This is a genomic window from Defluviicoccus vanus (genome assembly GCF_014672695.1).
Taxonomy (GTDB): Bacteria; Pseudomonadota; Alphaproteobacteria; order Rhodospirillales; family Defluviicoccaceae; genus Defluviicoccus; species Defluviicoccus vanus.
The window spans coordinates 3,042,419-3,066,765 of record NZ_CP053923.1 but is presented as its reverse complement, the minus strand read 5'-3'; the positions used below and the strand labels follow the sequence as shown (position 1 = coordinate 3,066,765).

The window sequence follows — 24,347 nt, the reverse complement described above, 5'->3', positions numbered from 1 at the left end:
CATCGCGCGTCGATCAAGCTCGTTTCAGTGAGTGGTGGCAGATGATCGATTGCTGTAAAGCGCCAAGCCACGCACCAGATCAAGTGCCCGCTGCAGCTGATAATCCTTGGTCGCCGATCGATCGGCGCCGCCCTCACCTTCCGCATCGGGATTTGCCGCCCCAGGATTTGCCGCACCGCCATCGGGTTTCGGCGCCGGTGCCCCCTCCTGGCGTAGTGCTCCGGGCAGATCGGCTTCGCGTCGCAACTTGCCAGCGTCCACGTTCTCGATCTTCGCCTGTTCCACTTCGATGTCCGGCTCGATACCAACGGCCTGGATGGAGCGGCCGGATGGTGTGTAATAGCGCGCGGTGGTCAACCGCATCGCGCCGTGCGTTCCCAACGGAATGACGGTCTGCACCGAGCCTTTACCGAAGGACTTGGTCCCTAGCAGGATAGCCCGTCCCTGGTCCTGCAGCGCTCCGGCGACGAGTNNTTCCGAGGCGGACGCACTGCCGGCGTTGATCAGGACGACGATCGGCAAACCGCCGGCGAGATCACCCGGGCGGGCGTTGTAGCGCTGGGCGTCGTCCGGCTTGCGCGAGCGGGTGGAAACGATTTCACCCTTATCAAGGAAGTCGTCGGACACCGCCACCGCCTGCGACAACAGTCCGCCGGGATTATTGCGCAGGTCGAGGACAAATCCCTGCAATTCCCCCTTGGCCTCCTGCTTCAGCTTGGTAATCGCTTCTTCAAGTCCGTCTTCCGTCTGCTCGCTGAAGGAACTGATGCGAATATAGCCGACTTTGCCTTCGAGCCGGGCGCGAACCGATTTGATCTTGATCACCCCNCGGGTGAGCGTCACGTCGAAGGGTTCTCGGCCCTCCCGCCGGACCGTCAGGCGCACGGTGCTGCCGACGGCGCCCCGCATCTTGTCCACCGCATCGGGCAGCGACATCCCCTGTACCTGCTCGCCGTCGATGTGGGTGATCAGGTCGCCCGGCTCCAGCCCGGCCTGATAGGCTGGAGTATCGTCGATCGGTGAAACAACGCGAACAACGCCGTTTTCCATGGTCACTTCGAGACCGAGGCCACCGAACTGCCCTTGCGTCTGAACCTTCATGTCGTTGAAGCGCTTGGCGTTCATGTACCCGGAATGAGGGTCAAGCGCGGTCAGCATGCCGTTGATGGCTGCCTCGATCAGTTGCTCGTCGGTGGTCTCCTCCACGTAGTCGGCGCGCACTCGCTCAAAGACATCACCAAACAGATTAAGCAGTTCATAGGTATCGGCCGGCTTAGTGTCGGCGGGTTTGCCGTCAATAGGCTTATCCTGGGCTGCCGCTATGGAGCAGGCGCCTGCAAGCAGCGCCGCTGACAGCAGTGCGCGACCGAAAGTCCGTGTGCGTTCGCCCATGGCGTCGTTTCTCGCGTTTACAGTTGGGGACGAGGTGAGGCCGCCGACCGGCCCCGCCACAGGCGGTCCAGATCACGCACAACGCTTTCTGGAAGTTGAGGCCAGGTAATGGCAAACGATGCCTGGCGCCGACAGGCCCGACAGCGGGAGGATACTCATTGGCGCATGATATGCGTTGCCGGCGTTGCCAATCAAGAGGGCGCCGGATGGGCAGCAAAACCGCGGGCACCCAATCCGGGTACCCGCGGCCGAAACTGAGCGATTAGGGGCAGCGCGGAACGCTGCCGCCGTGGTTTCGATCAGGCCTTGCCCTGGGCGGCGACCGCAGCCGCCGCGGCCTTCACCGCGGCCTCGTCGGCAAGATAGCGGTCTTCAAGCACATTCAGATCGTCGTCGAGCTTGTAGAGACGCGGCAGTCCGGTTGGGATGTTGAGCTCGATGATGTCCTGATCGGAGATTTTGTTCAGGTGCTTGACCAGCGCGCGCAGGCTGTTGCCGTGCGCGGCAATCATGACCGTCTGACCGACCCGCAGGTGCGGGACGACAGTGTTGGCCCAGAACGGCATGACCCGATCAAGGGTGATCTTCAGCGATTCGGTCGCCGGCAGCACCACCGGGTCGAGATGGGCATAGCGGCGTTCGAACCGCGGGTGCATCGGGTTGTCGAGCGAGAGCGGCGGCGGCGGAATATCGAAGCTGCGGCGCCAGATCTTGACCTGGTCTTCGCCGAATTTCTTTGCTGTTTCCGACTTGTTGAGCCCCTGCAGATCGCCGTAGTGGCGCTCGTTGAGCTGCCAGGCGCGAACCACCGGCACCCACATCTGGTCCATCTCGTCGAGCGCAATCCAGAGAGTGCGAATGGCGCGCTTGAGGACCGAGGTAAAGGCGATATCGACCTTGATCCCTTCCTCTTTCAGGCTGGCGCCCGAACGCTTCGCTTCCCCTCGCCCCTTTTCGCTGAGATCGACATCGACCCAGCCGGTAAAGCGATTCGCCAAATTCCATTCGCTTTCGCCATGGCGAAGCAAAATCAGTGTGGACGCCATCTTATTCCCTCTCCCTCCTGACCGATTATCTGTTTGAGCGACCGCCGCGGTCGCTCGCGGCCGGGAGTGTAGCCAGTTCATCCCCGCCCATCAAACGCTGACGCGGCCCGGCCCTCCTCCTGTCGAGGGCGATGGCCAGCGCCACGTCGCAGCCCCGAGCACGGCACGGCGGCCGCTGCGTTTAGGACGGCAGGAATCCGGACTCGATGGGGTCGGCGGTCGCGCGGCTACGACGCAGGGCTTCGCCCAGCAGTGCCGAAAACAGCGCCCATATCAACTGAACCAAGCTTTCCTCATGCTTGATCTGGATCGTCTCTGCACTCATCACATCATCCTCCCGCCAGCCACGCACAGGTCGTCGGGCAAGCGTCATGAAACGGCGGTGAGACTGCATCCAACCGCGGCGGAGGTGGAACGCACATGTTGCAATGCTGCAATGCTTGAGTTGCGGATCGCAGCATATGCACACTGATAGGACGAATTTTGCAGAATGCAATTGCACCTTTCGCATCTACACAGCGCCAGATAGGGTGCACGTTCGTAAGCTCTGCCGCCGCGAGCGAAGCGTCCCGCGGCCTAATTTGCCTGATCCCGCATGACCAGCGACGTCATCGCCCTTGCCATCGTCTGCAAAGCGCCTGTGGCCGGCCAAGCCAAGACGCGGCTCAGTCCGCCGCTCTCTCCTGAGGCGGCGTCTACCCTGTCCCGCTGTTTCATCACCGACGTTGCCGCGACCATTCAGCGGGTGAGTGACGCCGACCTTTGCCGCCCGGTTGCCGTCTTTACCCCCGCCGACGCCGTGGCCGCCTTCGATGCGGTGCTACCACCGGGCTTCGTCATGCTGGCGCAGCGCGGCACCGATCTTGGGGCACGCCTGCGCAACGCTACCTCAGACCTGTTTGCCGACGGCTGCAGCGCCCTTTGTCTGATCAACGCCGATGGCCCCACCTTGCCGCCCAGCCTGCTCGGCGCGGCAGTCGCCGCGTTGCGCCAGGCCGGCAACGGCATCGTCATCGGCCCGGCGATCGACGGCGGCTATTATCTGCTCGGCCTGCGGCGTGCCCACCAGGACGTGGTGCCTGCCCTGTTGGACGGTATCAGCTGGAGCACCAGTCAAGTCCTGACGCAGACGCTCGCACGCGCCGCTTCGCTCGGCCTGCCGGTGACGATGCTGCCACTGTGGTACGACGTCGACGACCACGCCGCGCTCAGCCTGCTGCGGCAGGACCTCTTCGGCAGCGGCGCGGGCCTCGCCACTGCGGCGCATCCACCCTCCCCTGCGCCTGAGACCCGCCGGTATCTGCTAGCCTTGTTCGAAGACGCCGAAACCCACCAATTCGGCAAAGAGGAACCGGATAGCGATACGCGTTAGTTGGCGCGCGGCGCAAAAGGCGTGGGTCTGATCGCAGATGATCAGTCGATGACAGGTAAGACTGGCACTATGCTCAACTCAGCCAATGGTCGCCGGATCGCGATCCCAGGGAAAATCGATCCAGACGTCCTGGCCCACCTCGCGCAGAAAGGCGTCGACGAACGCNCGGCCGGCCGGCTTGACGTAGAGGGTGACGTAGTGCGCCTTTGGCAACATCGCCCGCGCCCGCTCGGCGGTGGCGCCGGAATCGGCCACATCGTCCACCAGCAGCCAGCCGCTGCCATCGCCCAGTTCCGGCGACGCCGGCTTGAGCACCTCCAGCGGCCCTTTCTCGCGTCCGTCGTAACTGGCGATGCAAACGGTATCGATCAGCCGTAGGTCGAGGACGCGGGCAAGAATGGCTGCCGGCACCAGGCCGCCGCGGCTGATTGCGACAATCCCGCGCCACGGCCCCTGGCTGGCCAGCCGCTGCCCCAGATCGGTGGCCTCCCGGTGCATCTCGTGCCAGGAGGATGCGTGCACCGCACCCGCGGACTGTAAATTTTTCATCGGTGCTCCTCCCCTGCCGCCGCAAGGTACTACTTTTACGAATATTCTCCGGCGCTTGGTCGCGCTGCTCTCTGCCGCATCGTAGGCGATGGTGGAGAGAGCGACAAGTTGGTGGGAGGAACGATGGCAAGACAGGCGATGGGCGCCAGCCCGCCCCAGTCCGGCGCCACCAGGATCCGCCACGTGGGCAGCCCGCACGCGAGGGCCTGCAGGCGCTTGATGGCGGTTGACATGCTCGAGGCGGTCGCGGATTGTCGAGGCCAAGGCGCTGTGGGTGATGGCAACCAATCCGGTGGTGAGTATGCCGCGCGTCGATGCAGGCAAGGCCGGCCTCGACCAGCTGAAATTTTTCGTCGCCTCCGATACTATCGTTCGCGTCAGAGTCCGTTTGCCCAGCGTCGTGGTGCGCGATGCCGCATGAGGGTGACAGCAGCGAACTGCTGGCGCTGATCAACCGGCGTCGGTCGGTGGCGCCGAAGCGGCTGCGGCCGCCTGGGCCGACGCCAACGGAACTTGCGGCGATGATTGATGCGGCACTGAGTGCACCGGACCACGGTGGGCTACGCCCGTGGCGGATCATCCAGGTCGCGGACAGCGGACGCCAACGCCTCGCCGCGGCGTTCGTCGAGGCTAAGCGCCGGCGGACGCCGGACGTTCCGCAGGCCATTCTCGCTCGCGAGCGGGACAAGGCGCTGCATGCGCCGACGCTCCTCGTCGTCTGCGCCCGGCCGCGCGGCGACCGTGCCGATATACCGGCCTATGAGCAGCTGATTGCCGTCGGCGCCGCGGTACAGAACCTGCTCCTCGCCGCACATGTCCTTGGCTACGGCGCCAGTCTGCTCAGCGGCGAGAAGGCGCGCGATCCGCTCGTCCGCGCCTGTCTCGGCGTCGCGCTCGACGAGATCCTCGTCGGTTTCCTCAGTATCGGCAGCATCGCCACCCCGTCGCCGCCACGCCCGCCGCAGCATGCCGATGCGTTTTTTCCGTCTGGAGCGATGCGGCAGCATCAGCCATAGCCATCGACGGCAGGCACGGAGCACCGGGATCGTCAACCGGGACGGGAGATGACACCGCCGACCCATCGCTGCCGCCGGCGCGATCATCGTGAGCGACGGGACAAGGACAACAGAATGCTCCCTCCTCTCGCTTGCCGAGGCGCAGGCACGCGTGCGGGCGTTTCTCACCCCCATTGCCGGGACAGAGCAGGTGCCGCTCGCCGCCGCCAGCGGGCGCATCCTTGCTCGTCCGGTGGCAGCAGAGGTGCCACTGCCGCGGTTCGATAACGCCGCCGTAGATGGCTACGCAGTGAACAGCCGTCTGCTCAGCAGCGGCTCGCCGCCATTTACCCTGCCGGTGGTGCACCGCCTGATCGCCGGCGCCGCACCCGGCCTGCCTGCCACTGCCACTGCCACTGCCACTGGCGCAGTGCGGATTTTTACCGGCTCCCCTCTGCCGCCTGGCTACGATGCGGTGGTGATGCAGGAGCAATGCGAGGCGCAGGGCGGCAACGTCGTCGTGCTGCGACAGCCGGCTTTCGGCGACAACGTCCGCCGCAGCGGCGAGGACGTGGCAGACGGCGAATTCATTCTCGACGCCGGGCTGCGGCTCGATGCGNCGCGCCATCTGGCGCTCGCGGCGGCGATCGGGCTTTCGCACCTCTCGGTGCATCGGCGGCTGCGCGCTGCCGTCTTTTCCACCGGCAATGAACTGCGCGCCGCCGGCAGCGCGCTGCAGCCGGCGGCGATCTACGACTCCAACCGGCCGATGCTGCTTGCCCTGCTCGCGGCCGCGGGTGCCACGACCACCGACGCCGGCATCCTGCCCGACGNNACCTCCCAGCATCTGGCCACCGCAGTGCGGGCGCTGGCGCAACAGCATGATCTGCTGGTTTCCAGCGGCGGCATCTCGGTGGGCGACGAAGACCACGTCAGCCGCCTGATCCGCGAGCACTGTCACCGCCATGCACGGCTGTGGATGGCCGTCAAACCCGGCAAGCCGGCGATGCTCGGGCTGATGGGACAGGCAGCGTGGCTCGGCCTGCCGGGGAACGCCTTTGCCGCCTTCGTCGCCTTTCTCATCCTCGGGCGCCCGGCGATCGAGAGCCTGAGCGGCCACGCCGGCGCCAGCGCGCCCATTGGCAGGCCGGCCGTTGCCGCCTTTCGCTGGTGCCGCAAGCCGGGGCGCGAGGAGTTTTTCCCGGTTCGTCATGCGGGTTTCGATACCGCAGGGCTGCCGATGCTGGAGAAACTCGGCCGGGGCGGCTCGGCACGCCTGCGCCCGCTGGTGGACGGCGATGGCCTCGCCATGGTCGCCGCCGAAGTGGTCGAAGTGACGCCAGGCAGTCGCCTGACCTATCTACCCTTCGACGCCATGCTCATCGCGTAGAGATGGGTAATCAGCTCACCGCCCAGCCGGTTATTGGCGCCGTCCTCGCAGGTGGCCATGGTCGCCGCTTCGGCATGGTTGAAAAGGCGTTCCTCACCCTGGCTGGCCGGCCGCTGATCGAACACGTGCTCGAGCGCCTGGCACCGCAGGTTGATGATCTGCTGATCAACACCAACAGCGACGACGTCCGCTTTCGCGCCTACGGTCTGCGCATCTGTGCCGACCGCCGTGGTTCACGGCCGGCAACCGGTCCGCTTGCCGGCCTGAGTGCGCTGTTCCACCTGCTACAGGACCTGGATCAAACCTGCGCCCCACTGCTCAGCGTCCCGGTGGACACGCCGCTGCTGCCGGACGATCTGGTGGAACGCCTAGGGTGTACCCTTGCTGCCGCTGCGGCTACCGTCGCGTACGCGGCGAGCGGGGGCCGCGATCACCCCATCGTCGCCTTGTGGACACAGGATGCGCGCCGCAGCACCCTCGACCTGCTCGCTCACGAGCCGGACATCAGCCTGCACCGGCTGATGGCCCGGCTGAACGGCGTGCGGGTAACCTTCGCCGCCTCTCCCGTCGACCCTTTTTTGAACATCAATTGTGCCGAGGATCTCGCTACCGCAGAATCCCTGCTGCGGTAGCTCGCCACACCGCAGGTTTCGCGTCGCCTGCGGGAAAAACCATGGGTATAATCCTCTCGTTTGGCGAGGCGGGGTTCACGGAGCATGGCGATGCGCGCCATTCAGACCGCTTGCAGTCGGCTATGCATTGCTGCGGCGACGGGAATCACCCTGCTGTGCTGGGCTGCGCATGCCGGGGCGACGGCAGCCCCGGTCGAGGCCCCGGAGGTGCCGGTCCTCGCTTGGCATAGCTGTGCCGCACCAGATCAGGCCGGCTTCGACTGCGCCAGTGCCAACGTGCCTCTCGATTACCGGCAGCCGGCCGGCCCGACGATCTCGCTGGCGCTCATCCGCCATCGGGCGACCCAGCCGGGGCGACGGATCGGCAGCCTGTTCTTCAATCCCGGTGGCCCGGGCGGATCAGGCGTCCAGGCACTCGCCAAGTGGTCTGAGCGCTTTCCGCTGGCGGTCCGCCAGCGCTTCGATCTCATCAGCTGGGATCCGCGGGGGATCGGCGCCAGCACCGCCATCTCCTGCTTTGCAACCAAGCAAGAAGCTCTCGACTTCTTTGCTTCAACGCCGGTGGGATTTCCCGTCGGGCCGACGCAGGTCAGCAATTGGATCAACAGCTACAGCACCTTCGGCCACTTGTGCCATGCGCGCAACGGCGACCTGCTTGCCCACCTCTCGACTGCCGATAGCGCGCGTGATCTGGATCTGCTGCGTCGCGCCGTCGGTGAGCCGCGGCTGACCTACGTCGGCATCACGCATGGAACGCTGCTCGGCGCCACCTACGCCAACCTGTTTCCCGAACGCATTCGGGCGATGGTCCTTGACAGCAACATCGATCCGCGCGCCTGGACCGCGTCGGGCAGGGAGCGTTTCCTCACCACGTCGCTGCGCCTCGGCACCGATCTTGCCTCGAACAATGTGCTCAACGCGTTCCTCGACCGCTGTACTGAGGCGGGAACAGATCTCTGCGCCTTCGCGACCGCCGATGCCGCGGCCACACGCGCCAAGTTCGCCAGCCTGCTGGTGCGCATTCGCCAGCAGCCGATTCCCTTGCATGGCGAGCCCGTCACTTATGCGGCCCTCGTCAGCGGCATGGCCAACATGCTCTCGGTCGTCCCGGCGGGGCTGGGCTTTCCCGGCTGGAGCGCGGCGGCTGAGCTGCTGCAGACGCTATGGAATGGCGGCAACGGCGGCACGCCAAGCCCAAAGGATTACGACGAGCGCGAACAGAGGCTGGCGGTGCAGTGCGCCGAGAGTCCCAATCCCCGCTACCCGGCGTTCTATCGGGCGCTTGCCGTCCTCGCCTTCCAGCGCGCCGAGGATGTGGGGTCCAACTGGGCATGGAACGATGAGCCGTGCGCCACTTGGCCGGCGGTAGCCGCCGATGTGTACGACGGTCCGTGGAATCGACGTACCGCCAAGCCGATCCTGGTGATCGGCAACAGCTTCGATCCGTACACTCCCTATGAGGGCTCGCTGGCCATGGCCAGCCTGCTCGCCCGTGCCCGCCTGCTGACCGTTGACGGCTACGGCCATACCGCGCTGCTCAACCCCAGCAGCTGCGCCGATGCCCTGACCAGCCGTTACCTGATCAGCGGCACGCTGCCGCCGGAGANNGGAACGGTCTGCCGACAGGACGCGGTCCCGTTTGCGTCGCCGCACGGCAACACGGCGATCGACGCGCGAGACCGCGGGCGGGACGCCGGAACCGCGGCGCGCGAAGTGCGTTGAATCTGGCGCAGCCATTTCCGTTCGGCAGCGAAGTCGCAGGTGACCGTCATGTCAAAGGCAAGAGCATCGCGCTGGCGCAACCTCGTCGCTGGTGTTCTGTTCTGCTTTTTCGGCCTCGCCGGCTGCGCGACGCCGACGCCCTATCAGCCGAGCACCGACGGCTACGGCTATGCCGACGAGCAGATCGAAAGCAACCGCTACCTCGTCACCTTCGCCGGTAACGCGGTGACGCCCCTTACCGTCGTCCAGACCTACCTTCTTTACCGCGCGGCCGAAATCACCCTTGCCAGCGGCCACGACTGGTTCGTCATCTCCAGCCGCGACATCGATGCCTCGACCAATTATTCCGGCTGGGTCAACACCTATCCCGGCGCCTACGCCCCCTTCGGCGGCGGCTATTACGGCTGGGGCGGCGGTGGTGGCTTCGGCGTCGGCGTCGGCACTGTCTACGCCACCCCGAGCACCCGCTACACCGCCCAGGCGACGATCGTCGTCTACTCAGGGCAAAAGCCCGAAGACAACGTCCACGCCTACGACGCCCGCGACGTCATCACCCGCCTGCAACCCAAGGTTCAGCTCGCGCCGGCCGCGGGTTAGGAAGGTGGTGACCTCATGCCATCGGCTGCCGATTAGACGGTGCGACGAGCACCGTCACCGTCGAGACGTTCCGGACACCACGGCGGCGTCAGGCCGAAATTGACACGAATCGCCAGAAGCGACCTTGGAGGTGTCTCCATTGCGGAAGCCAGCAGCGTACGGTATGCGACGTTCAAGAGACTTTGTCCGGTGCGTTCAAGGCCGCGCCTAACCCGCGGACAGCGTCGGTTGGCCCGAGCTCGAATTCAATGGGGCATCATATGTTACTTGCGATAGCTGATGGTGAACGTGTCTTTGAGGGGAACGAAATTTTCTTGAACGCTGTCTATCCGATGCCGAGGCTCTCAAAGGTATGGGATCATGATGATGCAATTTTCGGCAGCAAATCTTTTATTTCTGAGCCTATCTTTCGCGAAGACTTCTTCGATCCGACGACACGGATCCGGAGAGGCAGATTTTATGTTCCTTGCGATCCCGATCGAAAACAGTGGCAGGATGATCGAGTAAATTACTATCCATATCCGCACTCTGCTGGTGAAAGTTCACCTTGGTTTAAGGCGTATCAATCCTTCATCCCAAATACCCAGATCAAGGTGTCCAAACGGCCAATTATGTCGCTCGGCGATTCAACATACAGGACCGTATGGAACATCATTGATGGAGAGCGCTTATTTAACGGTGAAACACTGTTCACACTCAAGTCTTCTAACACAATGGGCGTTTTGCCAGACCTGAATGAGAGTGCTTTACCGCGAGAAAAGCGTGTAGATATATTAGAAAGTATCGAANAAGTAGCTGATGCTGCACATAAGTACCTGCCGGTGCCTATCGTGGATGTTTGCCGCGAATCTGCTCGCTGCATGTTAGCAGCTTGGTTGCCAACAGTTGGGGGTACGCCGAAGGGCGATCTTGGAAAGATTATAAAAAATATTCCTGGTGCCTATGTAGGAATCAGATCTTCTGCCGAAATCATCAACAGACTGCATCCGCGCGGCAAATCGTCTGAAAGAGATAGACAAGCAGAGGAAGGAAAGCATATCCGCGATATTTCCCACGAGGATGGGGAATTTTCTGTCTCGTTAATAGCGTTCCTGCTCCGTGAATTTCGATGGACATTGTGACGGCGCGCCATACCTCTCATAACGCCCGGTTGTGGCAATCGCGGAGTTGCCGGAGCACTCGCCCACGCGGTCGGGAATAGCACCTTAGCCCGTCTTATTCACGACGGCGGGCGTAGTGAACTGGCGGATGTAGCGTAAGCGGTTGATGTGGCGTAGGATTCGGTTGCTGAAGCCAACCCTTCGACGACATCCTGGCCGGCCACATCCGCCATGACCGACGATACGACGCTGCCGTTCTCGTTTCCAGCCGTCGGACGCAAGAAGGTCACCGCCGCCTTCGACGGCGGCCGGATCAGCTCGGACGGCGGGGTTCTGCTGCTGGCCGAAGTCGAGCGCCGGCTGGGCATTTCCACAAAGCTCGCCGCCGTGATCCCGGACGGCCGCGACGCGAGCCGGATCACTCACCCGTTGGCCGACATTCTGCGGGCGCGCATCTTCGCCATCGCCTGCGGCTGGGAGGACGCCGACGATCTCGACAGCCTGCGCTTCGATCCGGCGTTCAAGCTCGCCTGCGGCCGGTTGCCGGATAGCGGACGGGACCTGTGCTCGCAGCCGACCGTCTCGCGCTGGGAGAACGCCCCCGACCTGCGCAGCGTCATCCGGCTCGGCCGGATCCTGCTCAATCTGTGGCTCGACAGCTATCCGGCGCCGCCCGCCGCGGTGACGCTCGACATCGACGACACTTGCGACGTCGTCCACGGTCATCAACAGCTGTCGCTGTTCAATGCGCATTACGACGAGCGCTGCTTCCTGCCGATCCACATCTACGATACGGCGACGAGCCGGCCGGTGGCGGTGATCCTGCGCGCCGGCAAGACGCCGTCCGGCAAGGAGATCCGCGGCCATCTGCGCCGCCTCGTCCGTCACGTCCGCCGTCGCTGGCCCGCCACCCGCATCACCATCCGCGGCGATGGCCACTACGGCCGCCCGGAGGTGATGGATTGGTGCGAGGCGAACGGCATCGATTACGTCTTCGGTCTGCCCGGCAACAGGGTGCTCGACCGGTTGGTCGACGAGGCCGCCGACGACATCCGTACCCGCCGGGCGCTGGAGAAGAAGCCCTGCCTGCGCGGCTTCACCGAGACCGGTTACCGGGCGAAGTCGTGGAAACAGCAGCGCCGGGCGTGTGCCCGCATCGAAGCGACGACCCGCGGCCTCGACATCCGCTTCGTCGTCACCAGTCTCGAAGCCGGTTCGGCCGAGCACGTCTACGACACTCTCTACTGCGCCCGCGGCCAAGCCGAAAACCTGATCAAGATGCACAAGAGCCAGCTCGCCTCGGACCGCACCAGTTGCCGCTCGCCGCTGGCAAACCAAGTACGACTGTTGCTGCATACCGCTGCCTACTGGCTCATCCTCGAGTTGCGCGACGCCATCCCGAAAACGCACGCCCTGGCGGTCGCCGAGTTCGCCACCCTCCGACTGCGACTGCTGAAGCTCGGCGCCCGCGTCATCGAGACCGCATGCCGCGTCCGCCTCGCCTTCGCCGCCGCCTGCCCGGACGCGGCGCTGATCCGCCACCTCGCCACCGCCCTCGCCGGACCCTGAGCACTGGGGCCAGAGACGCCCCGCCGAACCCCTCCCGGAAACCATCCACACCACCATCAAATCCAATCCGACCAAGCCGGGAAAACCCGAAAGCCCACGCTCGTCCCATCAGTCAGCGTCGCCCAAAATCTCAACCTCCCAGCCGGCGTCATGAATAAGACGGGTTAGCGGACTTGCGTCCGACCAAGCCCGTAAACGCCGCACCTGGGATCAAGCGTTCGGTTGCCGAGGTGAAGCTGCGGTTGCGCCAAGCTCAGCCGGCCGCGCGGGGTGTTGTTGCTGGCTCGACGGTAGCGGCGCCAGCATCGGGCAGGCGCCACCCCTTCACCAACCCATAGATCGCCGGAATGACGATCAGCGTCAGCGCGGTGGAGGAGACCATGCCGCCGATCATCGGCACGGCGATCCGCCGCATGACTTCCGAGCCGGTGCCGGTCGCCCACAGGATCGGCAGCAGCCCGGCCATGATCGCGATCACCGTCATCATCTTTGGCCGCACCCGCTCGACGGCGCCGACCATGATCGCATCGTAGAGATCGGCACGAGTCGGCGCTCGGCCGGCGGCAGCACAGCGGGCTTTGGCCTCTGCCCAAGCGTGGTCCAGATAGATCAGCATGATCNNCACGCCGGTCTCGGCCGCGACACCGGCCAGCGCAATGAAGCCGACGACGACGGCGACGCTGAAATGGAAGCCGAGATACCAGACGAACCACAACCCGCCGACGAGAGAAAACGGCAGGCTCAGCATGACGATCAGCGTTTCCGTCAGCCGGCGGAAGTTGAGGTAAAGCAGCATGAAGATGATCAGCAGCGTTACCGGGACGACGATCTTCATCCGCGCTTCGGCGCGCGCAAGGTATTCGAACTGGCCGCTCCAGGTGATGTAGTAGCCCGGCGGGAACTGCACCCGCTCGGCGACGACTTTCTTGGCGTCGGCGACGTAGCCGCCGATATCGCGATCGCGGAAGTCGACGTAGATATAGACCACCAGTTGCGCGTTTTCGGTGCGCACGCTGGGTGGCCCCTTCGCCAGGCTCACGGTTGCCACCTGACCGAGGGGGATGTAACTCTTGTTCGGCAGCGGGATCAGCACGTTCTCGGCGATTGCCTGCGGGTCGGCGCGTAACGCCTGCGGATAGCGGACGTTGACCGTGTAGCGCTCTCGTCCCTCCACCGTCGTCGTCACCGCCTCGCCGCCGAGGCCGCTCTTCACCACCTCCTGCACGTCACCGACCATCAGCCCATAGCGGGCCAGCGCCGCCCGGTCGGGCTCGATGTTGATGTAATAGCCGCCCATCACCCGCTCGGCGTAGACGCTGCTGGTCCCCTTCACCGTGCGCACCGCCTGCTCGATTTCGCGGGCGACCTGCTCCAGGCCTTCAAGGTCAGGGCCGAACAGCTTGATGCCGACGGGGGTGCGGATGCCGGTGGATAGCATGTCGATGCGCGCCTTGATCGGCATCGTCCAGGCGTTGCTGACCCCGGGGAACTGCAGCGCCCGATCCATCTCGGCGATCAGCGCATCGACGGTCATGCCGCTGCGCCAATCGCTCTCCGGCTTCAGGTTGATGACGGTCTCGAACATCTCCGTCGGCGCCGGATCGGTGGCGGTGGCGGCGCGGCCGGCCTTGCCATAGACCGACGCCACTTCCGGAAAGGAGCGGATGATCTTGTCCTGGGTCTGCAGCAGCTCGGCGGCCTTGGTGATCGAGAGGCCAGGCAGCGTCACCGGCATGTAGAACAGCGTCCCCTCGTTCAGCGTCGGCATGAATTCGGTGCCGAGCCGGGTGGCCGGCCACACCGACACGCCGAGAACGATCAGTGCCACGGCAACGGTGAGCAGCTTCGCCCGCAGCACGAAGGCAATCACCGGCCGGTAGACCCAGATCAGCACCCGATTGATCGGGTTCTTCTTCTCCGCAATGATCCGGCCGCGGATGCACAGCACCATCAGTGCCGGTACCAGTGTCACCGAGAGCAGCGCCGCCGCCGCCATCGAGAACGTCTTGGTATAGGCGAGCGGCTTGAACAGCCGGCCTTCCTGCGCTTCCAGGGTGAAGATGGGCAGGAACGACACGGTGATGATCAAGAGCGAAAAGAATAGCGACGGCCCCACTTCCACNGCCGCATCGACAATCGACATCAGCCGCGGCGTTTCAGGTGCGGCCCGCTCCAAGTGCTTGTGCGCGTTCTCGATCATGACGATCGCCGCATCGATCATCGCGCCGATGGCAATGGCGATGCCGCCGAGCGACATGATCGTCGAGTTGATACCGAGCGCATGCATGGCGATGAACGCCATCAGCACCCCCACCGGCAGCATGATGATCGCCACCAAGGCACTGCGCACATGCAGGAGAAAGGCGACGCAGACGAGGGCGACGATGATGCTTTCCTCGAACAACGTCCGCTTCAGCGTGTCGATCGCCCGATGGATAAGGTCCGAGCGGTCGTAAACGGCCTGGATGGAGACGTCCTGCGGCAGACTGTGCGCGATTTCGGCCATCCGCGCCTTGACGTTGGCGATGACGTCGAGGGCGTTGCCGCCGTAGCGCTGGATGGCGATGCCGCTCACCACCTCGCCCTCGCCGTTCAACTCGGTCAGGCCGCGCCGCTCGTCTGGTCCCAGTTCGACACGGGCAACGTCGCGCAACAGCACCGGGGTCAACCCGTCCGCCTTGAGCACCACGTGTTCGATATCATCGATGCCGCGCAGGTAGCCGCGACCGCGTACCAGGTATTCGGTCTCGGTCATCTCGATCGCCCGACCGCCCACGTCCATATTGTTGGCGCGGATCGCATCGAGCACCCGCGACAGCGGGATGTCGTAGGACTTGAGGCGCAGCGGATCGACGGTGACCGCGTAGGTTTTCACAAAGCCACCGATGCTGGCGATTTCGGATACGCCTTGCGCTTTCGCCAGGCCGAAGCGGACATACCAGTCCTGCATCGTCCGCAGTTCGGCCAGCGTCCGCTTGGCGCTGGTCAGCACGTACTGGTAGACCCAGCCGACCCCGGTCGCGTCCGGACCGAGGGTGGGTGTTACCCCCTGCGGCAGCTGCTTCGAGGCGAAGTTCAGGTATTCGAGGACGCGAGAGCGCGCCCAGTAAATGTCGGTGCCGTCCTCGAAGATGATGTAGACGAAGGAGGCGCCGAACAGCGACAGGCCGCGGACGACCCTTGAATGCGGCACCGCCAACATCGCCGTGGTCAAGGGNAAGGTGACCTGGTCCTCCACCACCTGTGGCGCCTGACCGGGATACTCGGTGAAGACGATCACCTGGACGTCGGACAGATCGGGAATGGCGTCGAGCGGCGTCTTCGCCACGGCATAAAGGCCGGCGGCGACAATGAACACCGTGCCGATCAGCACCAGGACGAGATTATGCGCCGACCAGCGGATCAGCCCGCTGATCATTGCGGTGGGCTCTCGCCAGCGGTGAAGGCGCCGAGCGCCGCCTTCAGGTTGCTTTCTGCGTCGATAAGAAAGTTGGCGCTGACCACCACCTTCTCCCCCTCGCTGACGCCGGCGCGGATCTCGGTGAAGCCAGCGGCCTTGCTGCCGACCTTGACCGGCCGCGGCTCGAACCGGCCCTCGCCGCGCTCCACCAGCACCACCTGGCGAACGCCATTGTCGATGACCGCGGAGTCGGGAACGCTCAGGACCTTTGTGCCGCCAGCGCGCGCTTCCAGTTCGACGCTGGCATACATGTCGGCCTTCAACTCACCGCCCGGATTGGCGAGTTCGATCCGCACCTTGCCGGTCCGGGTTTCGCTGCTAACAGTGGGATAAATGAAAGCGACGCGGCCCTGGAAGCTCCGCCCCGGGTAGGCTTTGACGGTGATCGTCGCCGGCTGACCCACCGCCACCTGTGCCAGATCCTGCTCGAAGACTTCGGCGATCACCCAGATCGGCGAGGTGCCGGCGATCTTGTACAGGGCTTCGCCGGGCATGAAGCGCATCCCTTCGAAGGCCTCCTTTGCCAGGACGATGCCGGCAAAGGGCGCCGGCCAGGCGATCGTCCGCGCCGCCGTTTCCTCCCGCTCCAGGCGGCGGATTTCCGCTTCGGCAACATCAAGGTTACGCAGCCGCTGGCGTGCCCCTTCCACCAGCCGATCGGCGGCGGTGCGGCTGTCCGCATCGCCCTCCTCTGCCGCGCCAAGCGACGCCGCCATCCGCACCGCATCGACGTATTCCTGCTCGGTCTGCACCAGCAGCGGGCTGTAGATCTGCATCAACGGTTGGCCGCGCCGCACCGGCTCGCCGGTGGCGCTGACGTAAAGCCGTTCAATCCAGCCCTCAAACTTGGTGGAGACGATGGTGAGCTGGCGTTCGCTGAATTGCACCGTACCGACAGCGCGCACCGGCCGCACCAGTGTGCGCAACGCCGCCGGCTCGGAGCGCACCCCCAACGTCTGCACCCTGGTCGGGCTGATCTTCACCAGCGAGCCGTCATCGTCCGCCTGATCGGCATAGACCGGGATGTAGTCCATGCCCATGGAGTCCTTCTTCGGTACCGCCGAGGTATCGGGCAGCCCCATGGGATTGCGATAGTAGAGGACCGTCCGCTCCTTCGAGGCGACAGCAGGTGGCGCTGCTGCTGACGTTGCCGACGCGAGCGGAGCTTCCTCGTCCGCATAGACGGGGACATAATCCATCCCCATCGCATCCTTCTTCGCCACCGCCGAGTAGTCGGGCTTGCCCATCGGGTCCTTGTAGTAAAGGATCTTTCGCTCCACCGAGGTTGCCGCGACAGGTGCCGAGGCGGCAGTGGTGGATGCGAGCTGCCGCTGCGCCAGCCAGTAGCCGCCCGCACCGGCGGCGGCGGCGACAGCCAAAAGCAGGGCAATGAGGACAGCCGCTCTCATAGGTCCCTGCCGATCAGGCGTTCGATTTCGGCAAGCTGCGCCTGTGCCTCCACCTGCACCGCAAGCAGCCGCAGCATGGTGGCGAAGACCTGCTGCTCCGTATCGAGGACGGTATTCAAGGTGGAGCGTCCTTGTTCATAGCTGCGGATCGCCGCCTGGAACGCCAGCCGGGTTTGCGGCAGCTGGACATCTTTCAGCATCGCGCTGATCCGCCGCGCCCCATCGAGCGCCCAATAAGCATTCGCCAGGTCACCGCGGACGCTTGCCGACGCTGCGTCCCGCCGCCGCCGCGCCGCCGCCAGGTTCGCTGCCGCTTCCCGCTCCCAGGCATCGCGCAGCCCCCATTGCAGGGGGATCTTCGCCCCGATCATCGCTTCGTAGCCGGGTGAGCGTTGATCCTGATCGACGAATTGCTGGAAGGTGACCCCCAGCGTCACGTCCGGGTACCAGCTCTTGCCCACCAGGGCCTGATCCTTCTCGGCAGCGGTGATCTGCGACTGGGCGGCCCCGACGGTGGGGTTGTCGCTCCACGCCAGTTGCGCCAGCTGCGGCAGAGTCAACGTCTCGCTCGGCATCGGCCGCAGCGCCAACGGCGTCGCCAGCGGTGCCTCTTCCCCGCGGTCGAGCAAGGCGTTGAGCTGCGCCGCGGTCTGCCGCTGATCGGCCTCGAAGCGGACCAGTTCCGTGCGCAGGCGGGTTGCTTCCACCTGGGCACGGATCGCGTCATCCTGTTCACCCAGGCCTTGGGCGTAGCGATCTNNGTGGGTAACGTCAACGAGGGTGGCGACGTTCGCCTGCAAATCCTTGGTCAGCCGCCAGCCTTCGAAGGCGGCATAGTAAGCGGCGAACACCGTTTTGATCCGCGCGGCCACCTCCATCTCGATCGCCCGCTGTGTCTCGCGCGCCGCCCCGGCACGGGCACGGGCACCGTCTTCCTGCAGGCGCAACTTGCCCCATAGGGGAAATTCCTGCTGGATCTTGTACTCGACTCGGCCGAGGGTTTCCGGCACTGCGTTCTCGCGTTCCCGGCCGATGTCCTTGAACTCGGTGGTGAACGTCGGATCGGGCAGGCGTCCCGCCGCATCGACGCGCGCCAGCGCTGCTTCACTGTCGAGTGCCGCCGCCGCAACCTCTGGATTCATCTCCCGCGCCATGGCGAGAAGGTCCTCAACGGAAGCACCCGGCATCGTCGGTGCCGCAACCGCCCCTTCTGTCGTCGCGGTTGCAGCTTCGGTTGCACGGCTGGCGGGTGCTGCCGCCACTGCTGCCATGGCCGGTGCCAAGATCAGCACCGCCCACCTGCGCAACTGCACTTGTCTCCTGCCGTCACCCACCGCCGCTAACTCCGGTCCGCCGTCGCTACGGACGCATTATTTCGCCACAACGATGACCTCGCCGCGTACCGTCTCCTGTTCGCCCGGCACCTTCGCCGCCAACCTCAACGCCCAGCGGCCTGCCATGCTGAGATCGGCCTTGAACCGGTAGACCCCGGGTTGCTCGGCCGGCAGCGGGGTAAGCGGACTGACCATATCGGCCATGGCGTCCGGCGACATGTCGAGCCGCGACTGAAAAATCACCGCGTCGGCAACCGGTTGGCCCGAGGCCTTGTTCAGCAAACGAACGCCAATGACGGCATCGCGGCTGGCGGTAACCTGAGCCGGCTGCGCCTCGAAGACAAAGTCCGTCACTGCGGCAGCCACCATGGCCGGAGCGGCCGCGGCCAGAGCGGCCATGAGAAGACAAGTCAAAACCATCCGCTTATCATCTGCGTTCCTCCCGTAGCTTTGTATCGACAGGCTCCCACCCGAGCGTAGCTGCGCTAATGGGCATGGCCCTGATGCGGGTGCACCGCACCGGTCAAAGGCGCGAAGGGGGCGAGCCCCAATTGGCCTTCCTCAGGGCTGACGACGCCCTGCCCCGCAGCCGCAACCCCGGCTCCCAGGCCATAGACCAATTGCCCGCCAAACCAGCCCTGAAACGTGAGCAAGACGAAAACAACCGATGCGGCAAGAAGATAGGGCCAGCCAACCTGCCCTCCACCACCACCGCGCCGCCATTCAAGGCAGCGCCAAATAGCGAGGCAGACAAGCGCCGCCAACAGGACCAGGCCAATGTCCCGATGCAGGTGAACGAAAGCGTGGGTCGCCATCGCCAGATCGGCACGGAGCATGTCGGCGCTGCCGGTCACCACCGCGCCAGCCGCGCCGACCACCGCCAGCAACAGGCAGCAGAAGCCAAGGGCATTCGCCAGCGCATTCGCCCGCAGGCGCCCCACGGCATCGGCCGCAAGCGCAACGGCAAACAAGGCGATGGGAAAATGCACCAGGACAGGATGCAGCGGGAACACCACGACCTCAGCCGTAGACCAGATCGACAATGCGCCCCTCGGCGTCGACGTGGATGGTAACCCGATCCTGGATGAACTCCTGGCTGACCATCTCGTTCGGCCCGACGATCCGCACCAGCTTGCCCTTCAGGTCGAGAATGGTCTTCGGCGCATGATCGTGCCCCTCATGCGCCCGGGCGCCGGGCATGGGCAGGAGCGTGGCCAGCGCGCTCGCGGCGAGGACGCCGGCACCCTGCAGGGTCTGACGGCGCGACGTGACGTTTGATGCTTTCATTGTGCCTGCCTTGATCATTCAACCTGGCGCTTGGCCCCTTGCGGGGCGGTCCATTCCTACCTTGCCTGCTTGTCCACAGGTTGGCTGCATTGTAACAAAGTTTTGCTGATGCCCACGGCGATGTCGCTGGTGATGGATGTTCAACCTATGCTATCGCCCATCCATCCGAGCGACGACATCGGTGCGGCCGAGCCAGCGACAAACTTCAAGTAGAGCGTTGTTCCACTTGGCAGTCGCTCCGGAAAGACAAGGCGAAAGGCTGCGTCGGGATAAATGGTTCGATAGTTGCGGAAACGCGGCTCTGGCGTCAGCAAGGTATCCGTTAGCTCGTGAACCGAGCCGTCTGGAAGCACCGCCCGCCCCATAACCTTGGCGCCAGCAAAGGCGTTATCGTACACGCCTCGGCGGCTGACCTGACCAAGCACCACGGTCGCTTCCGGGTCTGCCCTGATAAGCACATGGCGGATGATGGCACGAGGCTCCGGCACCATCTGGACTGTTACCCCTGCCGTTGTCGACGCCTCCTCTCCCTCGGCGACTTGCGCCACCAAAGACGCCAGAGCCAACGGAAGCAACAAAGCAAGGGCGCGCAAGCACGAGTTGGCAACACGCAGACGAACCGCCATTATTCTTATCCAGCCAAAGGTTCAGCACCGACTGGATGGACCGCTGCACCGATACGTTCGAGTACCGTGTCTCGTCCCATTCCTGCCCACGCTAAGGACGATAAGCACTGCGGTTATCCCGAGCTTTGCTCGAATGTAAAAAACTGTTGCTGGCGGTTCAGCTGCGGGCGTTCGTGGACAGCGTCACCGCGACGCGCAGGCCGCCGGACGGGGCGTCGGCAAGGGCGATTTCACCGCCATGGGCACGGATGACGGTTCGGGCGATGGTCAGGCCGAGACCGGTGCCGCCGGTATCGCGACTGCGGCTCGCCTCAAGTCGGTAGAAGGGATCGAATACCCGTTCACGCTCCGCCGCTGGAACACCCGGGCCTTCGTCGTCGATCACCAGCCGCAATTCGCGCGCCTGTTCGTCGACGGTGACGTGGGCGCGTCGACCGTACTTGACAGCATTGTCGAGCAGATTGGCCAGTGCCCGTTTGATCGCCGTTGGCCGGCAGGCGAGNCGGCGCGCGCGGGGCGGTCCGAGCAGGATGACCTCATGACCGGCATCAAGCTGCTGATCGCAGATCGTGCGCAGTACCGACATGATGTCAATTGTCCGGCTTGCCTCTTCCGTCGCCTCGCCACGCAGGAACGCCAGCGCCGAGTCAAGCATCCGCTCCATTTCGTCGAGATCGGCTTCGATCGTCCGCCGCGCCTCGACGTCGTCGAGGAAGCCGGCGCGCAACCGGAGCCGGGTGAGCGGTGTCTTCAGATCGTGCGAAATGGCAGCGAGCGTCTGTGTCCGGTCGTCGATCAGCCGTCTGATCCGCGCCTGCATCGCATTGAAGGCCCTCGCCACCTGGCGAATTTCCCGCGGCCCGACCTCGGGCGCACCGGCGGCACTGAGATCGGCCCCGATCCGATCGGCCGCGTCGCCGAGCGCGCGCAAGGGTGCGTTGATCGAGCGAACGAGCAGAATGGAAACGAGCAGGATCCCCACCGCCATGGCGGTGAGCGAACCCAGCACGTCATGCTCCGCTGCGGCTGCCCGCCGAAAAGCATCGAGTCCGAAGGTGACCCAGGTCCCGTCCTTGAGCTGTGCCGACGCCAGGAGCAAGTGATGATGTTGCTCCGGTTCGTCCGCATAGCCGAAGCGAAGCCGGTTCTCGGTCAGTTCTGGCGCTAGCTCGTGCAAGCGAACGCGCAAGGCCCGCGCCTGCTCGCCGTCAGCTGCTGGCTCGGTGACCAGGCTCATTGGGCTCCAGTGAATGTTGAGGTTGCGATCGGACAGCGCGTGTGCTGTCCCCTCCCGCTCGATCGGTGGTAATGCATCAAGGGCGTGCAAGGCGACGATGAGACGACCAGCCAGTTCGCCATCTCGCCTTGAGCCGAGAAGGTTCTCGGTGCCAATCTGGTAGATCCAGATACTCCACAGATGAAACAAGCCAAGCCCCAGCACCAGGATGGCGATGGTGCGTCCGGCGAGGGTATCCGGGATCAACGCCCTCACAGCCGCTTCACCGTCGGGACGAAGAGGTAGCCGGCACCGCGGATGGTCTTGATCAAGGGCGCGATCGCCTCGCCGGCTTCGAGCTTGCGGCGCAACCGGCTGACCTGCACATCAATGCTACGATCAAAGGGGTCCGCCAGACGGTGGCGCGACATCTCCAGCAACTGCTCGCGCGAGAGGACGCGGTTCGGACGTTCGATGAAGGCAAGCAGGAGATCGTATTCGCCGCCGCTGAGATCGATGACGACGCCGTCCGGTGACGTCACCTCCCGTCGCTGCGTGTCGAGCCGGTAACCGGCGAAGGCGATCATCCGCCCGCCAATTGGCTGATCTTGGTCAGGCTTTGCCCCCGCCCGGCGGAGCACCGCCCGCACGCGCGCCAACAACTCGCGCGGATTAAATGGCTTGGCCAGGTAGTCGTCGGCGCCCAATTCCAGACCGACGATGCGGTCGGTGTCTTCGCCTCGCGCCGTCAGCATAATAATTGGAACCGAAGACGCAGCGCGCAGGTCACGGCACAGGTCGAGACCCGAAACGCCGGGCAGCATGAGATCGAGAACGATAAGATCAATCCGGCGTGTCGACAGCGTTTCACGCATTTCGCGACCGTCGCGCGCGCCGGTCACCTCATAGCCGTGCTCCACCAGTAGGCGGCCAATGAGCTGCCGCACCTGGGCGTCATCATCGACGACGAGGATATGCAACGTCTCGATCACTGTGGCGGTCGCTGGTTGCGCATGTCCGATCGCTTTCGGCGCCGACGATGTCTGCTCTGCCTCTCCGACGTGCGCTGATAATGCGCATCGGTAACGTTGGTGACAACGCTCTCACTGGCGGCGCCGTCTTCAGGGCGTCGCTGCGGTGATTTTGTGCGATGGCCGTTGCGAGACGTTATCGCTTGTCACACCCACGGCGATCGCCGACGATCATCGCAGCAGAATGGAGAAACAGGTGATGGGCTCCTGGGGCTGCCCGCACGAGATCAATGGCCGCTGCCAGCGCGTCAAGGGGCGGGATTGCGACCCGGGCATGAAGGGTTGCATCCTTTTCGGCCGTTTCGTCTGGAGCAACGAGGCAAAGAACCGTCCTCCCCGGTCGTCGGTGCCGAGCCCATCCCACCGATCGCAAGCGCCGCAGTCGACAGACGAAGACCCGTCCGACTGAACCACTGCACGCGATCCGTTTGGCGAGCGCTGATGCCGGCAATCAGCCTCTCGCGACCCGTCGCGTCCATAGGAGAATAACGATGACGAAATACGGGTTCGTCGCCTCAGGCGGCGGCTATCGCAGCTTTTACACCGCTGGCGCCCTGGTCTGGCTGCAGCGCCTCGGCAAACCTGTGGTCCACATCGCTTCCACCAGTTCCGGCAACAACATCACCATGGACTATCTGCTCTGGGATGTGGGGCAAGAGGAACTGCCGCCGGTGCTCGCCCGCACCATGCGGCTGAGCCTGGGCGATATCTTCCATGTTCTGGCCAATTTTCTTGGTCTGCGGCCGCAACTGCTGCCCACCGGCACGCATCTGTTTACTGTCGACAAGGACAACTGTCGCAAGTCATTGCAGCTCGACGATCCGCTCCGCCGCCAGGTGCTGGCGAAGAACTTGCAGCAGGTTCGCTGGGACATCGTCGCCACCAACCTGACGAAACGCCAGACCCGGTTCTTCCGCGTCAACGACATCTTGGCGACGATCGACGAGACGAGCCTGAATGCATTCATGGATGCCTTCCTCGCCGGGATCACCACCATTCCCTATTTCAAGGCCATCCAGATCGACGGCGAGTACTACATTGAAGGCGGCTACATGGATAACACGCCGCTCGCCTCGATCTTTGCCGATCCGGAGGTGGATGAGATCATCGCCGTCGACTTCACCGATTACGATTATCACGCTGAACTCGACAAGCTCTACCACAAGAACGTGCTGACGCTGCCACTGACCGGCATCGACACCCACCTCCTCGTCAGCGATCTCCAACTCACTTTGCCCAACAAGCGAATCTTCGCCCAGGCGGAGTCAATCAACGCCCTGCTTGCGGCTGTCGGCAAAGACAAGCTGACGGTTGGCGAGCGAACCTACTATCGCAAGCCGCTGCACATCCTGCGGCCGAAGAACCTGGAGAGCATGACCATCTCGCTGAAGGATTCGACGGCGCAGAAGCGATACTTCGAGTTGGGCCTGGCCGAAGCTGCAGCAATGTTCTGATTCAAGCTCCCCAAAGGAGTTGCGACCTGTGTACGATTGGTGATGTTTGCTGGGATGACAAGGGGATAAGCGGCGGTGTTGCGGCGAACATCCGCCTGCGGCTGCGGTGGATGGACTGATTGAAGGCCGCCAACCTCGCCCGCACCTCTCGTTCGTCCACGCCCCA

The 24,347-nt window shown here is 64.3% G+C and carries 22 protein-coding genes; 9 read left to right on the top strand and 13 right to left on the bottom strand.

The genetic code is table 11. The features are described 5' to 3' along the window. Positions 1-24 precede the first annotated feature (24 nt). The 3 genes from HQ394_RS13830 to HQ394_RS13820 all read right to left on the bottom strand — a co-directional run bounded on the left by HQ394_RS13830 (position 25) and on the right by HQ394_RS13820 (position 2,763). Complete coding sequence (locus tag HQ394_RS13830; RefSeq protein ID WP_190260721.1) at positions 25-1,392, bottom strand: S41 family peptidase; 1,368 nt, start codon at positions 1,390-1,392, stop codon at positions 25-27. Positions 1,393-1,691: 299 nt separating this feature from the next. Beyond that, positions 1,692-2,438, bottom strand: a complete 747-nt coding sequence (gene gpmA, locus HQ394_RS13825) for a 2,3-diphosphoglycerate-dependent phosphoglycerate mutase (RefSeq protein WP_190260720.1) — start codon at positions 2,436-2,438, stop codon at positions 1,692-1,694. A 181-nt stretch (positions 2,439-2,619) separates the two neighbouring features. Further along, complete coding sequence (locus HQ394_RS13820; RefSeq protein ID WP_190260719.1) at positions 2,620-2,763, bottom strand: hypothetical protein; 144 nt, start codon at positions 2,761-2,763, stop codon at positions 2,620-2,622. A gap of 270 nt (positions 2,764-3,033) precedes the next feature. Here HQ394_RS13820 and HQ394_RS13815 point away from each other — a divergent pair, with 270 nt between their 5' ends. After that, positions 3,034-3,810 (top strand): TIGR04282 family arsenosugar biosynthesis glycosyltransferase, encoded by a 777-nt coding sequence (locus HQ394_RS13815; RefSeq protein ID WP_190260718.1) that lies wholly within the window; start codon positions 3,034-3,036, stop codon positions 3,808-3,810. Positions 3,811-3,888: 78 nt separating this feature from the next. Here the strand turns inward: HQ394_RS13815 and gpt are convergent, their stop codons facing one another. Next, entirely contained in the window at positions 3,889-4,359 is a 471-nt protein-coding gene (gene gpt, locus HQ394_RS13810; protein WP_190260717.1) for a xanthine phosphoribosyltransferase, read from the bottom strand. Between the two features lie 277 nt (positions 4,360-4,636). On the opposite strand from gpt, the gene HQ394_RS13805 reads away from it, so the two are divergent. From HQ394_RS13805 to HQ394_RS13770, 7 genes are all read left to right on the top strand, one after another. Further along, positions 4,637-4,780 carry a hypothetical protein gene (locus HQ394_RS13805; protein ID WP_190260716.1) on the top strand — a complete coding sequence of 48 codons (144 nt, stop codon included), beginning with the start codon at positions 4,637-4,639 and terminating at the stop codon, positions 4,778-4,780. Next, complete coding sequence (locus HQ394_RS13800; RefSeq protein ID WP_190260715.1) at positions 4,770-5,375, top strand: nitroreductase family protein; 606 nt, start codon at positions 4,770-4,772, stop codon at positions 5,373-5,375. The genes HQ394_RS13805 and HQ394_RS13800 overlap by 11 nt, the downstream gene beginning before the upstream one ends. An 88-nt stretch (positions 5,376-5,463) precedes the next feature. Beyond that, positions 5,464-6,744: a molybdopterin molybdotransferase MoeA gene (locus HQ394_RS13795; RefSeq protein ID WP_190260714.1), complete on the top strand. Its 1,281-nt coding sequence runs from the start codon at positions 5,464-5,466 to the stop codon at positions 6,742-6,744. Positions 6,745-6,746: 2 nt separating this feature from the next. Beyond that, positions 6,747-7,376, top strand: coding sequence for a molybdenum cofactor guanylyltransferase MobA (gene mobA, locus HQ394_RS13790; RefSeq protein ID WP_190260713.1), 630 nt, complete (start codon positions 6,747-6,749; stop codon positions 7,374-7,376). Between the two features lie 84 nt (positions 7,377-7,460). Continuing rightward, entirely contained in the window at positions 7,461-9,098 is a 1,638-nt protein-coding gene (locus HQ394_RS13785; protein WP_456151439.1) for an alpha/beta hydrolase, read from the top strand. Between the two features lie 48 nt (positions 9,099-9,146). Beyond that, positions 9,147-9,695 (top strand): CC0125/CC1285 family lipoprotein, encoded by a 549-nt coding sequence (locus HQ394_RS13780; protein ID WP_407644748.1) that lies wholly within the window; start codon positions 9,147-9,149, stop codon positions 9,693-9,695. Positions 9,696-11,026: 1,331 nt separating this feature from the next. Then, positions 11,027-12,364 (top strand): IS1380 family transposase, encoded by a 1,338-nt coding sequence (locus HQ394_RS13770; RefSeq protein ID WP_190260710.1) that lies wholly within the window; start codon positions 11,027-11,029, stop codon positions 12,362-12,364. Between the two features lie 253 nt (positions 12,365-12,617). Here the strand turns inward: HQ394_RS13770 and HQ394_RS13765 are convergent, their stop codons facing one another. The 9 genes from HQ394_RS13765 to HQ394_RS13725 all read right to left on the bottom strand — a co-directional run bounded on the left by HQ394_RS13765 (position 12,618) and on the right by HQ394_RS13725 (position 22,688). Further along, the gene (locus HQ394_RS13765) at positions 12,618-15,782 is read right to left on the bottom strand and encodes an efflux RND transporter permease subunit (RefSeq protein ID WP_190260709.1); all 3,165 of its coding nucleotides are present in this window, start codon (positions 15,780-15,782) and stop codon (positions 12,618-12,620) included. After that, a complete protein-coding gene (locus HQ394_RS13760; RefSeq protein ID WP_190260708.1) occupies positions 15,779-17,233 on the bottom strand; it encodes an efflux RND transporter periplasmic adaptor subunit in 1,455 nt (484 codons plus the stop codon). Before HQ394_RS13760 ends, HQ394_RS13765 begins: the two co-directional genes overlap by 4 nt. Further along, positions 17,230-18,420 carry a TolC family protein gene (locus tag HQ394_RS13755; RefSeq protein WP_456151618.1) on the bottom strand — a complete coding sequence of 397 codons (1,191 nt, stop codon included), beginning with the start codon at positions 18,418-18,420 and terminating at the stop codon, positions 17,230-17,232. The genes HQ394_RS13760 and HQ394_RS13755 overlap by 4 nt, the downstream gene beginning before the upstream one ends. A 183-nt stretch (positions 18,421-18,603) precedes the next feature. After that, entirely contained in the window at positions 18,604-18,987 is a 384-nt protein-coding gene (locus tag HQ394_RS13750; RefSeq protein ID WP_190260706.1) for a FixH family protein, read from the bottom strand. 65 nt (positions 18,988-19,052) lie between these two features. Continuing rightward, positions 19,053-19,580, bottom strand: coding sequence for a DUF2231 domain-containing protein (locus HQ394_RS13745; RefSeq protein ID WP_190260705.1), 528 nt, complete (start codon positions 19,578-19,580; stop codon positions 19,053-19,055). Positions 19,581-19,587: 7 nt separating this feature from the next. Then, on the bottom strand, positions 19,588-19,854 hold the full coding sequence (locus HQ394_RS13740) for an I78 family peptidase inhibitor (RefSeq protein ID WP_190260704.1): 267 nt from the start codon (positions 19,852-19,854) through the stop codon (positions 19,588-19,590). A gap of 140 nt (positions 19,855-19,994) precedes the next feature. Next, positions 19,995-20,402: a hypothetical protein gene (locus HQ394_RS13735; protein WP_190260703.1), complete on the bottom strand. Its 408-nt coding sequence runs from the start codon at positions 20,400-20,402 to the stop codon at positions 19,995-19,997. A gap of 235 nt (positions 20,403-20,637) precedes the next feature. Beyond that, a complete protein-coding gene (locus HQ394_RS21595; protein ID WP_456151617.1) occupies positions 20,638-21,468 on the bottom strand; it encodes an ATP-binding protein in 831 nt (276 codons plus the stop codon). Positions 21,469-21,968: 500 nt separating this feature from the next. Continuing rightward, a complete protein-coding gene (locus tag HQ394_RS13725) occupies positions 21,969-22,688 on the bottom strand; it encodes a response regulator (protein WP_190260701.1) in 720 nt (239 codons plus the stop codon). A 530-nt stretch (positions 22,689-23,218) separates the two neighbouring features. Between HQ394_RS13725 and HQ394_RS13720 the strand changes: the two genes are divergently transcribed. Further along, positions 23,219-24,181 carry a patatin-like phospholipase family protein gene (locus tag HQ394_RS13720; RefSeq protein WP_190260700.1) on the top strand — a complete coding sequence of 321 codons (963 nt, stop codon included), beginning with the start codon at positions 23,219-23,221 and terminating at the stop codon, positions 24,179-24,181. The last annotated feature ends 166 nt before the right edge of the window (positions 24,182-24,347 follow it).